The sequence below is a fragment of the Acinetobacter guillouiae genome, assembly GCF_002370525.2.
Classification (GTDB): domain Bacteria; phylum Pseudomonadota; class Gammaproteobacteria; order Pseudomonadales; family Moraxellaceae; genus Acinetobacter; species Acinetobacter guillouiae.
This window is the reverse complement of record NZ_AP014630.1, coordinates 308,422-324,992: the sequence shown is the minus strand read 5'-3', so window position 1 is coordinate 324,992 and position 16,571 is coordinate 308,422. Positions and strand designations below refer to the sequence as shown.

General features: G+C 40.1%; 14 protein-coding genes. 7 read left to right on the top strand and 7 right to left on the bottom strand.

Features of this window, described 5'->3' with window-relative positions; translation table 11 throughout:
* The first annotated feature begins 99 nt into the window (after nt 1-99).
* Both AS4_RS01500 and thrC read left to right on the top strand, forming a co-directional pair.
* Entirely contained in the window at nt 100-1,404 is a 1,305-nt protein-coding gene (locus AS4_RS01500) for a homoserine dehydrogenase (protein WP_004718385.1), read from the top strand.
* A gap of 135 nt (nt 1,405-1,539) precedes the next feature.
* Nucleotides 1,540-2,679: a threonine synthase gene (thrC, locus tag AS4_RS01495; RefSeq protein WP_096732728.1), complete on the top strand. Its 1,140-nt coding sequence runs from the start codon at nt 1,540-1,542 to the stop codon at nt 2,677-2,679.
* A gap of 64 nt (nt 2,680-2,743) precedes the next feature.
* Here thrC and AS4_RS01490 read toward each other — a convergent pair whose 3' ends face one another.
* The 3 genes from AS4_RS01490 to pbpG form a co-directional block, all read right to left on the bottom strand.
* On the bottom strand, nt 2,744-3,517 hold the full coding sequence (locus AS4_RS01490; protein WP_096732726.1) for a hypothetical protein: 774 nt from the start codon (nt 3,515-3,517) through the stop codon (nt 2,744-2,746).
* Between the two features lie 9 nt (nt 3,518-3,526).
* On the bottom strand, nt 3,527-4,156 hold the full coding sequence (locus AS4_RS01485; RefSeq protein WP_096732724.1) for a DUF6915 family protein: 630 nt from the start codon (nt 4,154-4,156) through the stop codon (nt 3,527-3,529).
* Between the two features lie 170 nt (nt 4,157-4,326).
* Nucleotides 4,327-5,382 carry a D-alanyl-D-alanine endopeptidase PBP7/8 gene (gene pbpG / locus AS4_RS01480; protein WP_004718389.1) on the bottom strand — a complete coding sequence of 352 codons (1,056 nt, stop codon included), beginning with the start codon at nt 5,380-5,382 and terminating at the stop codon, nt 4,327-4,329.
* Between the two features lie 232 nt (nt 5,383-5,614).
* Between pbpG and gacA the strand changes: the two genes are divergently transcribed.
* From gacA to AS4_RS01465, 3 genes are read left to right on the top strand one after another with little or no spacing between them, the layout of a single operon-like run.
* On the top strand, nt 5,615-6,250 hold the full coding sequence (gene gacA / locus AS4_RS01475) for a response regulator transcription factor GacA (RefSeq protein WP_004718392.1): 636 nt from the start codon (nt 5,615-5,617) through the stop codon (nt 6,248-6,250).
* A 36-nt stretch (nt 6,251-6,286) separates the two neighbouring features.
* A complete protein-coding gene (locus AS4_RS01470) occupies nt 6,287-7,855 on the top strand; it encodes a sensor histidine kinase (RefSeq protein ID WP_096732722.1) in 1,569 nt (522 codons plus the stop codon).
* A gap of 17 nt (nt 7,856-7,872) precedes the next feature.
* A complete protein-coding gene (locus AS4_RS01465; RefSeq protein WP_096732720.1) occupies nt 7,873-9,288 on the top strand; it encodes a sigma-54-dependent transcriptional regulator in 1,416 nt (471 codons plus the stop codon).
* Between the two features lie 204 nt (nt 9,289-9,492).
* On the opposite strand, the gene AS4_RS01460 is transcribed toward AS4_RS01465, so the two are convergent.
* The 4 genes from AS4_RS01460 to lptF all read right to left on the bottom strand — a co-directional run bounded on the left by AS4_RS01460 (nt 9,493) and on the right by lptF (nt 14,574).
* Nucleotides 9,493-10,671 (bottom strand): S41 family peptidase, encoded by a 1,179-nt coding sequence (locus AS4_RS01460; protein WP_004818558.1) that lies wholly within the window; start codon nt 10,669-10,671, stop codon nt 9,493-9,495.
* Between the two features lie 30 nt (nt 10,672-10,701).
* Nucleotides 10,702-12,249: a 2,3-bisphosphoglycerate-independent phosphoglycerate mutase gene (gene gpmI, locus AS4_RS01455; RefSeq protein ID WP_034613550.1), complete on the bottom strand. Its 1,548-nt coding sequence runs from the start codon at nt 12,247-12,249 to the stop codon at nt 10,702-10,704.
* Between the two features lie 154 nt (nt 12,250-12,403).
* Nucleotides 12,404-13,474 (bottom strand): LPS export ABC transporter permease LptG, encoded by a 1,071-nt coding sequence (lptG, locus tag AS4_RS01450; RefSeq protein WP_004818556.1) that lies wholly within the window; start codon nt 13,472-13,474, stop codon nt 12,404-12,406.
* Entirely contained in the window at nt 13,474-14,574 is a 1,101-nt protein-coding gene (gene lptF, locus AS4_RS01445; protein ID WP_034613617.1) for an LPS export ABC transporter permease LptF, read from the bottom strand. The genes lptG and lptF overlap by 1 nt, the downstream gene beginning before the upstream one ends.
* Before the next feature lie 144 nt (nt 14,575-14,718).
* On the opposite strand from lptF, the gene AS4_RS01440 reads away from it, so the two are divergent.
* Both AS4_RS01440 and AS4_RS01435 read left to right on the top strand, forming a co-directional pair.
* Nucleotides 14,719-16,167 carry a leucyl aminopeptidase gene (locus AS4_RS01440; protein ID WP_096732718.1) on the top strand — a complete coding sequence of 483 codons (1,449 nt, stop codon included), beginning with the start codon at nt 14,719-14,721 and terminating at the stop codon, nt 16,165-16,167.
* Nucleotides 16,160-16,567 carry a DNA polymerase III subunit chi gene (locus AS4_RS01435; protein ID WP_096732716.1) on the top strand — a complete coding sequence of 136 codons (408 nt, stop codon included), beginning with the start codon at nt 16,160-16,162 and terminating at the stop codon, nt 16,565-16,567. The genes AS4_RS01440 and AS4_RS01435 overlap by 8 nt, the downstream gene beginning before the upstream one ends.
* The last annotated feature ends 4 nt before the right edge of the window (nt 16,568-16,571 follow it).

The following is a 16,571-nucleotide window of genomic DNA, read 5'->3' as shown; positions in this document are numbered from 1 at the left end:
TATAGCTCAATATAAAGATGCGTCAGACTCTAGAGTCTGGCGCATTTTTTAGCTATGATCTAAGCTTAATATAATTTATATACATAATTGGAGTGTGACGTGAAACCAGTTCGTCTGGCAATACTCGGTCTTGGAACCGTAGGCGGTGGTGCCCTTAAACTACTACAAGAAAACGCTGCTGAAATTAGACGTCGCACCGGCCGAGAAATTGAAATTACCCACGTAGGTACGCGTCGTCCACGTCCAGATCTAAATTTACCAGCAAGCATTAAACAGAGCGCCGACCTGCTAGATATCGTCCGCCAGCCTGATGTTGATGTTGTCGTTGAAGTCATGGGCGGTATCCACCCTGCTTATGAAGTCATGATGGAAGCCATTAAACATGGCAAGCAAGTGGTAACGGCAAACAAAGCTTTACTGGCAGAACATGGAAATGAGCTATTTAAAGCGGCTGATGATCACCACGTACAAGTTGCCTTTGAAGCAGCGGTTGCCGGTGGTATTCCAATTATCAAGGTCATTCGTGAAGGCCTAGCAGCCAATAAAATTGAATGGCTTGCGGGTATCATCAATGGTACAGGTAATTTCATTCTGACTGAAATGAGTGAAAAAGGGCGTGCCTTTGCGGACGTACTCAAAGAAGCGCAAGAACTTGGTTATGCCGAAGCAGACCCAACATTTGATGTTGAAGGCATTGATGCTGCGCATAAGCTGACTATTCTTGCGTCATGTGCCTTTGGTATTCCTCTACAGTTCGATAAGGTTTATACCGAAGGTATTACCAAGATTACTGCACAAGATGTGAAATACGCTGAAGAGCTTGGCTATAAGATCAAACACTTGGGTATTGCACGTCGTTCTAGCAAAGGCATCGAACTTCGCGTACACCCAACCCTGATTCCTGAAGAAGAGCTTCTTGCCAATGTAAATGGCGTGAAGAATGCTGTTCTGGTTCAAGCCAATGCAGTTGGCCCTACATTGTATTATGGCGCAGGTGCAGGCGCAGGCCCTACTGCTTCTGCGGTTGTGGCAGATGTGGTTGATATTGTCCGTGATATCATTTACACAGAAGATGGTTCAGGTACTATTCCTCAGCTTGCCTTTGAAGCTCTTTCCGACTTGCATATCTTGTCGAGTGATGAGATGACCACAGGTTATTATTTACGTTTAAATGCTGAAGACCAAACTGGCGTACTCGCAGATGTAACAACAATTTTAAGTCGCACGGGGATCAGTATTGATGCCATCATGCAGCAGCCTCGCTTAAAAGATCTGATTCCTATCGTGATTTTGACTGATCCGATCGTCGAATCGAAAATGAATGAAGCGATTGCACAAATTCAAGCCTTACCTGCTATCCATGGCGAAATCGTACGAATTCGTTTAGAATTGCTCGATAACTAATCGGGTTTTAAACTCCTCTAAATTTGCAGCAATACCCTGCAAAGCGCCATTCAATGAATGGCGCAGCCTCTCCGAGTAGAGGCTTAGAGGTTAAAAGAATATCTTATTTGCTCTACACACAATTGGAACACCATCATGTCTAATGCCAATCGCTATACAGGACTTGTTGATCGCTATCGTGACCGCTTACCAGTATCGAAAACTACACGTGCTATTTCTTTAAATGAAGGTAATACGCCTCTCATTAAATTAGACAATATTCCCGGTATTATTGGTAAGAATGTTGAAATTTATGTGAAGTATGAAGGTTTAAACCCGACAGGTTCGTTTAAAGACCGTGGTATGACCATGGCAGTGACCAAAGCGGTAGAAGAAGGCTCTAAGGCGATTATCTGTGCATCTACAGGCAATACCTCTGCTGCTGCTGCTGCATATGCTGCTCGTGCGGGTATCAAAGCATTTGTGTTAATCCCAGAAGGCAAAATTGCCATGGGTAAAATGGCACAAGCGATGATGTACGGCGCGATCACTATGCAAATTCGTGGCAACTTCGATGACGGCATGCGTTTGGTTAAAGAAGTTGCAGACCAAGCACCGGTAACGATTGTTAACTCAATCAACCCATACCGCTTACAGGGTCAAAAGACCATTGCTTATGAAATCGTAGAAGCGTTAGGTCGTGCGCCTGACTACCACTGCTTACCTGTCGGTAATGCGGGTAATATCACTGCGCATTGGATGGGTTATACCGAAGCCGTTGCGAATCAACCTGTTGAAGCATTTGAACAAGTAGTTTATGACCCTACAACAGATAAGTTTACAGGTCCAAACCCTGAAGGTCGTCCGATCATGGTCGGTTATCAAGCTTCTGGTGCTGCACCGTTCTTACGTGGTGGTCCTGTTGAAAACCCAGAAACAGTTGCAACAGCAATTCGTATTGGTAATCCTCAAAGCTTTAATCATGCTAAAGCGGTCGTTCGTGACTCAAATGGCTGGTTTGATGAATTGACTGATGCTGAAATTTTAGAAGCGCAACGTCTGCTTTCTATGTATGAAGGTGTATTTGTTGAACCTGCTTCTGCGGCATCTATCGGTGGTGCAATTCGTGATATCAAAGCAGGTAAAATTGCTGAAGGTTCTGTGATTGTATGTACTGTGACAGGTAATGGTCTAAAAGATCCTGATACTGCAATTAAACAATGTGAAGATGCAGTGATGCTGTCTATTGATGCAACAATGAATCAAGTGAAAGACTCTATTCTTTCAAATATGTAATAACGCATTCATATATAAAAAAACCAGTTGTGCGCAACTGGTTTTTTTATGCTCAAGCTCAACATTATTCTTCTTCATATTGGTCATAGCTATACTGTCTTGCCAAGTCCTTTTCTATACGTTGAATATCTTCAAGACTAATTTCCTTGATTTCAAATAAAGGCTGCTTGAGTAAAGGATTTACTGCATATAAAGCTTCATGTTTCGAATATGCTATGCTTAACTTTTGCTCAGCCTTGTCATAACTTAGACCTGATTCAGTTGCAATCAATGCTTCCAACAATCCTGGTTGCTCTGAAAGTTCTGATAAGGTTCCATTGAGATGAATAGAACAATAGTCATATTCAGCAAAAATTTTCCCCACACTATTTCTAAGCACTTCTGAGTTTTCTGAATAAACCAAACCAGCAAAACCCTCATCATGCTCTTCAAACCATTGTTGCTTTTTCATCGACCATAAACCATAAAATTTCACTTCTTGATCAAACTGTATCAACTGAAATTTTTGCATCTCGGCAAGCTGAACAAATTCAAATGTATCCTCATCATTTAAGCTTGCAGGTAATATATCCATAGATAATTCATCATCATCCAGAATATGTTCACCACAACGCGCAAAGACAAAATCATCCAGTTGTTTTAATTGCGCCTCATCCGCTTCAAAAAGCGATTCAACTTCATATAGAGCAAAATCACGCGCACTCTCAATTTCAAGTTGCTTATAGGTTGCTTCTGCCTGTTGTTTATTGTCAAAAATATTGGCAATACGATTTCCCGCAATATAAAAAACCTCATCGTTATAGCCAAAGTATTTTGCACGTATCACATAAGTCGCCATACGAATCCCCTAATTTTTTGTTGATTGCAATTTCTGTTTTCGTTGATATAGACCTTGAGCACTTAAAGGTATCGCCATTCCATTATCCATCCACAATTCAAAATGCATGGCATTAAAAAAATCTGCTGGGCTATACACAATATTTTCCAATGGAGGTAATTCCCTAATACGCGGCAAAATATCGTAAATAAACCAACTGTTGTGGGTGATTAACAAAGAATGCAATTTGCCTGTTAAAGCCAGAGGTGACAACATCAGCTGTGAAAGCGTTTTATCCTGTAAATAATATTGATGTAACTGCTCGAGTTGCTGTTCAAAGTTTTTAGGTAAATGTTTAGCATCTATCGCATTAACAAAATCATTTAAGGTTGGAATAAAACGCTGTTGGTAGTCCACCAAGAGATGATCACGCTCACACAAGTCTTTAATATCAATTGACTTGCCTGCACTATTTTGAAGACTATGCCCAAACACAGGAATCACCACCGAATTTACGCCCCATAATGTATGTAAAATTCGATGACGGGCATCACTGCATAAACTTTTGGTACTATCAATAAATCCATGTATTTGATAATAGTCTTCTGCTTCGCCGCCCCAACGTTTGGCAGAAATCCGTGCATGTTGCATTGCATTCATTAGCTAAGGTCATCATTTCTTGTTGTTGTTCAACAGTAACCCATTTTAAAAATAAGCGAATACAATTTATTGATCATGGTTTATTGATCTGCTTAATTTAAGCATAAAAAAAGCCCTTCATATTGAAGAGCTTTTTGTCATTTGGCTGGTTAAGTACCGTGAAAAACCAATTAGATACGTTTCGGTAAATTACTCACCCAATTTAATAAATTGGTTGCATCATTGGTACGTGCCTGAGAAGAACTTGCACCTAATAACACCACTACAGCTGGACGACTATTTACAGTGGTATGCATAACCACGCAACGCCCTGCCTCATTGATATAACCCGTTTTAGAAATATTAATATTCCAGCCGCCATTACGTACTAAGGCATTGGTATTGTTTGATTTCAACACGCGATAACCTAAATTAAAGTCATAGTGTGCTGTTGTTGAAAATTGACGGATCAAGCCATATTGCGATGCAGCACTGACTAAAATCCCCAAATCTCGAGCAGAAGAAACATTACGTGGATCTAAACCAGTAGATTCAACATAATGGGTTGAGTTCATGCCCAATTGACGTGCTTTTGAATTCATTGCAGCAAAAAACGCTTGGCGACCACCTGGGTAAGTACGTGCTAAAGCCGCTGCAGCTGGATTTTCAGATTTCATCAATGCCACAAGTAACATTTCAGCACGATTCATGGTATCGCCAACTTTTAAAGTTGAACTTGAATTCTTACCACCAGCACCCGCGAAATCGATTTGTTGCAAAGTAATGTCTTCAGACATATTTAAACGGGCATCTGCGGTAATCACTGCTGTCATCAACTTGGTAATTGATGCGATAGGCAATGCCATATTGGTATTTTTACTAAACAGGACTTCACCTGTTTTTGCATCCATCACCAACGCGGCACGTGCATTTACCGATGGTTGGCTGTTATAGGTATTGGTGTCATAAATCTGTACAGACTTATTGGTCAATGTTGTCGGTGCAGCATTTGACGCACGAATTGTTGTGGTTAAGGTAGTTGAGCCTTTTGGAGAAATATCCTCGCCATCATCATCCAGAGAGTCACCATTGAGTAACTGGCTGGCATCTGAAGAAGACCAATTTACAGTTGCTTGTCCGCTCCCCCCCGATGAGTTCATAATGATTTCAGCAAAACCGGTAGAACTCAAACTGAGTAGTACTGACAAACTCAGCACATGCATTAACGTTTTTTTTGGTTTTTTCACGATAACTTACTCACCTCAAGGAGGTATTCACAAACTTGCTAATTACCTCAAATATGACTTACATTTACACTCAAACGTGACTATATTAAAACAAATATTTCAATCACGCCGTATTATGCGTAAATATTGAATGGATATTAGGAATAGGATTGCCAATTTTGTTATGTCTTTGCAAGTCTTTTTTGCTTTATGTAACAAAAATGTCGATATTGAGAAATTTAAGGAGGTGTAAGTGATTACTGTTTTAGTGGTAGATGACCATGAATTAGTAAGAACCGGCATCTGCAGAATGTTAGAAGATCAGACCGATATTCAAGTCATTGGACAAGCAGAATCTGGTGAAGAAGCAATTACGATTGTAAGGCAACAACATCCCAATGTGGTTTTATTGGATGTCAACATGCCTGGAATTGGTGGTGTAGAAACTACCCGTCGTTTGTTACAAACCGCACCTGATACCAAAGTACTCGCTGTGAGTGGTTTGGCTGAAGAACCCTATCCATCGCTATTATTGAAAGCTGGAGCTCGTGGTTACATTACCAAGGGCGCGCCAATCACTGAAATGGTTCGCGCAATCAAAAAAGTCATGCAAGGCGGTAAGTATTTTAGTGCCGATATTGCCGAACAACTTGCAAGCTCTTATTTATCCGATACACAAACCTCACCTTTTGACGCGCTGTCAGAACGTGAAATGCAAGTTGCCATGATGGTGGTAAATTGTGTCAGTGCACAAGAAATTTCTGACAAACTCTTTGTCAGTGTAAAAACAGTCAATACTTATCGTTATCGTATCTTTGAAAAATTAGGACTTGATAGTGATGTAAAACTCACTCACCTTGCGATACGTTATGGTCTAATTAAGCCATAAATTGATTAAAACAATAATTTATCTTGAGTACGATTTATGTCGCCTACGGTAACGGTTCCCATTTATCAAACAATTTACCGTCTAGGCACACTGTATTCAGGATATAGATTGGTTATTGCCTTTTGCTTAGTCATTATTTTTCTGATTACCCTTGAACATCAACCCGTACATTACCAATATCCCAGCTTATATTTTTATTCTCTAACTGCATTTACGCTGATTGCAGCATTACAAATGATGCTGCTCAAGTTCTACCCACATGGTGTTGGACGACAATTTATTGGTTTTTTTATTGTTGATATTCCCTTTCTAAGTACCTTGGTATTTGCCCTTAATGGGCCAAATTTAGCCATCAGTATTTTGTTCGTGATTGCCGTTTTTACCGCGAATTTTCTGCTCAGTAAAAATAAAGCACTATTCGTAACACTGGTTTCTGTGATTGCGATTATTTACCAACAGTTTTTAGGCAGCTTCTTCGATTTTTCAAATTTAAATAATATTAGTAACAGTGCCTTATTGGCTTTTTTATTTTTTATGGTCTATGGCATTGGACAGATTGCAATTAATCGCTTCCAAGTTTTGGAGTCGTTAAATACCTATCAATCGCTTGAATTATTTAAGTTACAGAACATTAACCGCTATATTTTAGAACAGATTGAAGTGGGTTATTTGGTGCTCGATGAAAAGTGCAAAATTATTGTCAGTAACCCTGCCGCCTGTTTGCTTTTGGGTATTTCACCACTTTACGCACATGAGCAATATCATTTATCCAGCTTTCAACCGGACTTATATGAAATCTTAAAAGATGCCATGTTACGTGATGGCGAACGCTTCCAATTTGAATCGCATCAATCCTCGTATACAGTCGATATTCGCGTACAAAAATTGATTGTTCCGCATCAAGCACTCACGCTTTTGGTCCTCGAAGATGCACAAAAAATTAATCAAAAGGTACAACAACTCAAACTTGCTGCACTTGGTCAATTGTCCGCCAGTATTGCCCATGAAATTCGCAATCCACTTGCTGCCATTGCGCAGGCCAATGATCTCTTTATTAGCAGTGACCGAGAACAACAAACCATTTTAAATCAAATGATTACCAAACAAACCATCCGTATCAATAATATTATTAAAGATACCTTGGATATGGCAAAAAATAAAAAGACCCATACATCGAAAATTAATTTTCAAGAATTTGTTGATGACTTATTACGCCATGATTTAGGGGATGCTCAGGAAAAAATCAAATTAGAGGTCCAATCTGATGTTTGGATTTATTTTGATGATTCTCATCTTCGACAAGTTTTAATCAATTTAGTCCGTAATGCATTACGTCATAATGATCAAAATGCTGAACACATTTTAGTGCAAACGTTTAAAAATGAATCACACGTATATATCAATGTGATTGATTATGGGAAAGGCGTCACAAAACAAGATCTTTCGCAATTATTTCAGCCATTTTTTAGTACCGAAATCAATGGAACTGGTTTAGGATTGTACCTATCGCAGACGATATGCGAAGCGAATCAAGCGAAACTAATTTACGTAGAGCAAAAACAACAAGGGGCGTGCTTCCGTATCGAATGCCCACTCATGGATTAGATTAGGTTTTTGGGGATATGACTACACGACAACCATTGGTTTTACTTGTAGATGATGAACAAGATTTATGTATGTTAATGCAAATGAGCCTTTCTCGGATGGGCATCAAAACGCATATGGCACACCATTTACAACAAGCCAAATATTTTTTTAGTGAATATAAATATGATGCCTGTATTACCGATTTAAACCTCCCTGATGGTAGTGGTTTAGATTTGGTTAAACATGTATCGCAGCACTATCCTAAAACGCCTATTGCGGTCTTAACTGCATATGGCAATATGGAAATTGCGATTGCCTCGCTGAAAGCAGGCGCTTTTGATTTTGTCAGCAAACCGATTAACCAGTTACATCTGCAACAGCTTTTACAAAAAGCCTTGCATGTACCGCAGTTAAGAGAAACGATCAGCGATACACCGCTTGAAGAATCAATGCTCATCGGTGATTCACAGGTGATTCGTAAGTTAAGAGAATCGATTAAAAAAATTGCCCGTTCACAAGCTCCCGTATTTATCACGGGTGAATCTGGAACAGGCAAAGAGGTTGTTGCCAACCTCATCCATCTACTCAGCAACCGCAGTGATAGCCCTTTTGTTGCGATTAATTGTGGTGCAATTTCTGAAGAGTTGATGGAGAGTGAGCTATTTGGGCATAAAAAAGGTTGCTTTTCAGGTGCAACTCAAGACAAACAGGGTCTTATTCAAGCTGCCAATGGTGGTACCCTGTTTTTAGATGAAATTGCAGAACTGTCATTGGCGATGCAAGCCAAACTGTTACGAGCATTGCAAGAAAAGAAAATTCGTCCTCTAGGCAGTGATAGCGAAATCGAAGTTGATTTTCGTATTATCAGTGCAACACATCAAGACATTGAAGCATTCGTTGAACAAGGCAAATTCCGCCATGATCTGTTCTTTAGAATTCATGTGATGGATATTGTCCTGCCGCCATTGCGCGAACGTGATTGTGATATTCTAATTTTAGCCAATCATTTTCTTCAGCAAATTTGTACAGAGTGGCGTATTTCAACCAAGTCTTTCACTGAACAAGCCAAAGCTTTTCTTTTGCAACAACATTACTCAGGCAATGTTCGTGAATTACGCAATATCATTGAAAAAGCCATTACCATGAGTGATGAAGACTATATTGATATTCAACAGCTACAACCAGCTCCACATCGTGGTGTCCACAAAGTCGAATCGCCTGATCTGATGCAAAGTAAAGCCTTGCCTATCGTCATGCCGAATAAAGCACAAAACATTCCAGAAGAAGGATTGGAGCAATATTTGGAAAAAGTCGAAAAAGAAGTGCTGTTATCTGCATTAAATCAAACCCATTGGAATCGCACTTTAGCTGCGAAGAAATTGGGCATGACCTTTCGTTCTTTACGTTACCGTTTGAAAAAGTTTGGTTTAGATACCGATGATGATGAATAAAAGCAGCCTCCATTCTTCATCATAATATCAGTTCAAGCGTTTTTGTTTTTTGTACGGTTTTATATATAGCGTAGCGACATAGATGTCGTCATTGAGTAAGGGGGTATACCCCTTACTCAACACAACGTGATTTAACTGCCGAATGTCAGATATAGCAGCATAAAACGGCTACAGGGTTATAAATTCACTTCTCGGCATTCAACTTTATCTATCACGATGTTTTAATAATTGATCTGCAACATTATTTAAATAAGTTTCTTCTTTTTGATCTAAAGCCCATGGATATTCCAGATTCGGGCGAATACCCTGCCCATCAATCATATTGCCATTAGGCGTATAATAATGCGAAACCGTCATTTGTAATGCAGCGCCATTTGGCAATGGAAATAACTTCTGTACAACGCCTTTGCCATAGCTTTTTTCACCAATGACCCAAGCACGTTGATGCTCTTTCATTGCAGCTGTAAAGACTTCTGCGGCAGATGCTGAACGACCATTAATCAAAATACCTAATTTGGTATTGGACGACTCATCACCGGGTAAGGCTTGGAATTGTTGATTGCCTTCTGAACGACTTTTGGTAGAAACAATCGTTCCTTGAGTTAAAAACAGATCAGCCGTTTCAACAGCAGCGGAGAGTAAACCACCGGGGTTATTGCGCAGGTCGAATAGCACGGCTTTTACTTTTTGAGTGCTGTATTCTTCGATTAAACGTTTAATTTCATTGGCTGTATCTTGCTGAAAGACTTTGACTTTAAGAACTAAAACCTGATTATGCAACATAATCGGCTCTATATCTGCCACTTCTAATTTGCGATTTCTGACCACTGTGATGGCTGGGCTTTTTTCATTGAGTTGCAACTGAAAAGTTGAACCAATTGAGCCATGTAATAAATCTTCGACTTGTTGGGCATTTAAATTTTTAAGTTCTTGATTTTCAATTTTAAAAATAGTGAAGCCATTTTTTAAACCGAGTTTAAATGAGTCTGAATTATCGCGTAAATTCTTCACTTTCCATTGATGAATATGACTATCAAAAGCCAATTCAAAGTCAGCAGTCGCAAGGTCACTTTCCGTATATTGCATCAACTGTTTATATTCTTCAGGACTCAAATAACGTGAATAGCGATCTAAACCACCCACCAGCCCTTTGATTGCCTGTAGAAACAGAACATCATCCGGTTTTTCCTGAACATAATTATCTTTGACGATGCCGTAGATTTGCACAAACTGCTCAATCGATTCAATGGGCACTTCGGCAATACTTTCTTCGACATCACCATCAAAATCAAGTGCGGCAGCATTTTCTGCCGCCCAAACTGAATGGCTTCCACAGGCCAACAATCCTGTTAATACAGCAATATATTTCCAAGCTTGAGCCATTCACGCACCTAGTTTTTAATAGAGATAATTTTATGCTTTCAATGTAATCAGATTACGGCCTTGCATTTCTGTCGGTACAGGGAGATGCATTAAACTTAAAATAGTCGGTGCAACATCTGCTAAAACTCCACCTTCAGCAATCGTCGCTGAGCTTGGTCCAACATAAATGAAAGGTACAAGTTCAGTGGTATGCTGGGTATGGACTTGACCACTCACATAATCCTGCATTTGCTCGACATTACCATGATCAGCGGTAATCAGCATGTGACCATGCTTTGCCATTACTGCTTCATATAAACGACCAAGGCTTGTATCAACCGCTTCAACTGCTTTCACAGCTGCATCAAACACGCCAGTATGACCCACCATATCGCCATTGGCATAGTTCACCACCAAAAGGTCAAACTCGCCTGAATTGATCGCATCCACCAGCTTGTCAGTGACTTCTGGTGCGCTCATTTCTGGTTGTAGATCATAAGTCGCCACTTTCGGTGATGGGATTAGAATTCGTTTTTCACCTGGATATTCATCTTCACGGCCACCGCTAAAAAAGAAAGTCACATGGGCATATTTTTCTGTTTCTGCAATACGTAACTGCGTTTTGCCTAAAGAAGATAAGTATTCACCAATTGAATTTTTTAAACCTTCTGGCATATACGCCACTGGTGCATCGATCGTCGCTTGATAACGCGTTAACATCACAAATTTGGATAGATGTGGTACCACTTTACGCTCAAAACCAGCAAAGTCTTGCTCGACAAAGGCTTTGGTAATTTCACGTGCACGATCAGCACGGAAATTCATAAAGACCACACTGTCGCCATCTTGAATTTTTGCGATTTCACCAATACGGGTTGCTTTAACAAATTCATCATTTTCATTGGCTGAATAAGCTTGCTCTAAACCTTCAACTGCTGAATCAACAACACGTAAAGCTTCTCCTTCAGTCATCAGGCGGTAAGCTTGTTCCACACGATCCCAACGATTATCACGATCCATAGCAAAGTAACGTCCAATCATGGTGGCAATACGCCCTTGATTTGGATATTGTGCAAATACAGCATCGAGTTTTTCTAAAGAAGGTTTTGCACTCCGTGGTGGCGTATCACGACCATCTAAGAACGCATGTAAATAGACTTTTGCCCCACGTTTCAAGGCAAGCTCACACATCGCAATAATATGGTCTTGATGAGAGTGGACACCGCCCTCTGACAACAGTCCCATGATGTGTAATGCACCATTTGCTGCTTTGGCTTTTTCTACAGCATCAATCAGAACTTCATGCTCAAAAAAGTCGCCGGTACGAATGTCTTTGGTGATACGGGTAAAATCTTGATACAGCACACGACCTGCACCCAAGTTCATATGACCCACTTCTGAGTTACCCATTTGCCCATCTGGCAAACCCACATCTTCACCTGAACCTGAAATTAAACTATGCGGATGCTTTTCTTGCATCATGGTTAGATTTGGCGTTTTTGCTGCTAAAAACGCATTATCTTCGACCGCTTCACGATGACCCACACCATCCATAATCACTAGAACGTGAGGGATTTTGCCAGCAGTTGCATCCGTCATGATTTACACTCTTTACTGTTTACAAATTAATCGTTACATCTTACCGTTTTTTTACGGCAGACTCTATGCTAAGACCATGGCAAAAACGGGTTGCCATCATCTAAATTTCTAATCTAGTTAAAATTCAACAGACCTAAGCAATTGATTCATCAAATTATCTTGCTCTATACAACAAATAACTGCCGATACCAAACATCAATACAATTGGCAAAAATACAAACCAAGCTGGCGATGGTGCATAGACCAAACTCGCATAGCCCAAGAAGTCTTGTATGTAATAGAAGCCCAAACCAACAAATAATGCGATGACTAAGCGAAAACCCATTGATTGTTGGCGCAAAGGCCCAAAAATAAATGAACAGGCAATCAACACCAATGCAAGTAACGCAAATGGTGAACCAATATTTTTCCAGAAAGCCAAAAGATATGTCTTCGGTACTTGGCTATATTCATGCATATATTGCATAAAACTCAACAACTGCGTAGGGGCTAAGTCCTCAGGATTGATGGTCACCATATGCACATATTTCGGTTGCAAGGCGAGTGCTAAATCCTGTTGGTTTTTATTGACAACTTGAGCTTGACCGTTGTCCAATAAATTGACTTGGGCACTGTTTTTTAAATTCCATTGACCTTCTTTGAAGAACTGCCCTTCTTCCGAATTTAGCAATGATTTCATTCGATAATTTTCGTCAAAATCGACAACTTGAACTTGTTTTAGCGTGCCTTGCGAGTTGGCATAATCAATATAAATAAAGCGTTGCCCTTCACGTGTCCAATAGCCTTTAACTTCCCCAAGCGCCGCGACACTGCGATGGCTTTTAATACTTTTCGCCTGTTCATTGGTATAGGGAATTACGAATTGGGTCAATAAAAATGAAAGCACCACCAAAAGCATCGCTGAACGCATCACCCAACCAACAATACGCCAGAGGCTAATACCCGCTGCTCGCATCACAATCAGTTCACTGTTGGAAGCCATTGAACCTAAACCCAATACAGCCCCGATCAAGGCTGCAATTGGAAGAATCTCATACAAATAACGAGGTGCGCCCCATAAAACATATTGCAACGCATTCCAAGCCGTATAGCCTTGTTTAAGATCACTTAACTCACCCAAATAGGTGAACAAGATCTGCAAACTGGCAAGGACTGCGGTCGCACCTAACATGGCGAGCAAGGTGGTTTTCGTCACATGTTTTGCGACAATTCTACGTGCTAACATTATGATTTTACTCGCTGTATTTGCTTTTTAATCTTAGGTGCTAATTTCTGCTTTCTTGAAAATAGAGCGGCAGCAACAGCATAGAATAATAACACTGCAGGATATGCCCAAACACCCACCTCATCTTTACTGATACGGGTTCGTATTGCCATGAGTGCCACAATTAAGCTGGCAAAAATCAATAATGCTGGGAAAAGTTTGAGATAGCGACCTTGTCTTGGGCTGACTTCACACAATGCAGTTGCCAGCATTAAGGCGACAATAATGGAAAACGGAACAAATAAGCGCCATCCCAACTCACTTGCCACAACAGGGTCATTTCTATTTTCAAGCAATTTGCCAAAAGATAGCCCCTCAACTTCATCACTTTCAAACTTGGCTTCTTTATTATTTTCTAAACGTAAACGATAAGATTGGAATTCAGTTTGGCTATATTTGGGTGTTCCAGGATAAATTTCATAACGGCGACCTTCGACTAAATCGACCACACTGGCGGTTTCATTGGCAATTTCAATCCGTGTCGCTTCCTTTGCCAAAATCATGACATCAGGTTTGCCTTCTTTTTCAGCACGTTGATAAAAGAAAATATCTTTTAGATTTTTACGATCTTCAGATAAAGAGCCTGCATAAATCGTATAAGCCCCCGAAGAAATAAACTCACGTGGCCGAACTAAATCGAAGCCTGTTCGTACCGCTTGTGTAGAGATCAATTGCTCATATTGACGGATCCCCCATGGAGACATCCAGATCATTAAGACACTTTGTACACACAAGTAAATAACAGTCAGTGGAATCAATAATCTGGCGACTTGAATACGGCTAATACCACTCCCGTTCAGTACCGCCATTTCATGATCGACATATAAACGACCAAAAACCAGCATCAACCCAATAAAGAAACCCAAAGGAAGAATTAAAGTCAAAAACTCAGGTAAACGAAAACCGATAATACTCAACAGAATACTCGGATCTACACGCCCCATAGCAGCTTGACCAAATCGTTTAATCAATTGCCCACCCATCATAATGACTGTCAATAATGTGACAACCACAAGAGAGGTCGAAACGACTTGTTTGACAAGGTAACGTCGAATAATCAAATTAATCTTCCAAATAAGGGTAATATCGTGATGTAGCGCTAGTTTACCCGAAGTTAAAATTATAAAACTAGATTGAAATTCTACCATTTGAAGTGGTTCAATGATTTAATGATTTGAAATGTACAAAAGGCACAAAGACAACACATGAAACTTACGATCAATACGTCATTTTCAGCGTCTACATCTAGCCAGTCGTTATTTATTCTGGTGGATTCTGAAAACGCTAAACAAGCTCAAGAAACATATAAAATCAATGACTTGAACAGCATAATTGAAGACACTCAATTCAAAGCAAGTTTAAACGAAACTCTACCACTTATCGGAAAGCTAACTCAAGTTACGCAATGTACTTTAGTGGGCATAGATAAAGCCTCTGAAATTAAAGCTGCGAAATTAGCAAAAATCGCACAAACCATTATCAAAGCTTCACAAAAAAAATTCCAAAAAATCAGTATCGATATTTCGGCTTTACCGACTGAGTTACATTATCTATTTGCATTAAATTTGACGCAAGCTGCATATGCTTATGATGAATTCAAATCGAAGAAGAATGAGTTTACTTTAGAAAATATTGAATTTATTGCAACGCAATCAAGTCTGACTGCAGAACAGATCACACTTATTCAAGCTGTCCAAAAAGGCCAAAACTTTGCCCGTGACTTAGGTAACTGCCCTCCTAATATTTGCTTCCCTGAATATTTAGCAGAACAAGCACGTGCTTTAGCAGCTGAATTTCCTGAGCTTTTACAAGTAACGGTACTTGAAGAACAACAACTTGCTGATCTAGGCATGCATGCTTTCCTTGCGGTAAGCAAAGGTTCTGATCGTCCGGGACGAGTGATTACCCTTGAATATAAAGCCAATCCTGATCAAGCACCAATCGTACTTGTGGGTAAAGGTGTGACTTTTGATACAGGTGGTATTTCATTAAAACCGGGCTTAGGCATGGATGAAATGAAATTTGATATGTGTGGTTCAGCATCTGTGTTGGGTACGATTCGTGCACTTTGTGAAGCGAAACTCCCGATTCATGTAGTTGGCGCAATTGCTGCTGCTGAAAACATGCCTTCTGGCCATGCAACTCGCCCAGGGGATATTGTAACCACCATGAGTGGTCAAACGGTTGAAATCCTGAATACCGATGCCGAAGGCCGTTTAGTCCTTTGTGATACCTTAACTTATATTAAACGCTTTAATCCTGCATTGGTGATTGATATTGCAACACTGACGGGTGCTTGTGTGGTTGCTTTAGGTTCAGTGGTTTCAGGTTTATTTACACCAGATGATGAACTTGCAGAAGAAATTACAGCAGCAGGACACACTGCATTTGACCGTGTATGGCGTATGCCCGTATATGACGATTATCAAGAACAACTTGATTCGCCATTTGCCGATATTGCCAATATTGGCGGGCCAAAAGCTGGCGCAGTTACAGCAGCTTGCTTCTTACAACGCTTTACCCGTGACTATCGTTGGGCACACTTAGACATTGCTGGTACTGCATGGAATTCTGGTGCAAATAAAGGTGCAACAGGCCGTCCAGTACCATTATTGATGCAATTAATCGCCAACCGTGTACAAAAGAATGGCTAAAATTAGCTTTTATTTGTTTGAAAAAAGCCCTGAACGGCAGGTGGAAAGTGCCTGTCGTTTATGTCGTAAAATTTTACGAAATGCAGCCAAAGTTTGGTTGCATTGCCCCGATGTAGACATGCAGCAACAACTGGATGAACGTTTATGGAGTTTTGATCCGACCAGTTTTATTGCGCATGGAATTGATCAAATTGATGCACCGATCTGTATTTCGTCAAGATTACCTGAGTCTTTAGACTGGATTGTGTTTAATTTTAACAATCAAGCACTTGAACAAGTGACACAATTTAGTCACATTATAGAAATTATTGAAAATGCTGAATCAGCAAAACAAATTGGTCGAGAGAAATATAAAGCCTATCGACGAATGGGTATTTCGCCTCAAACATTTAAACTTTAATTCT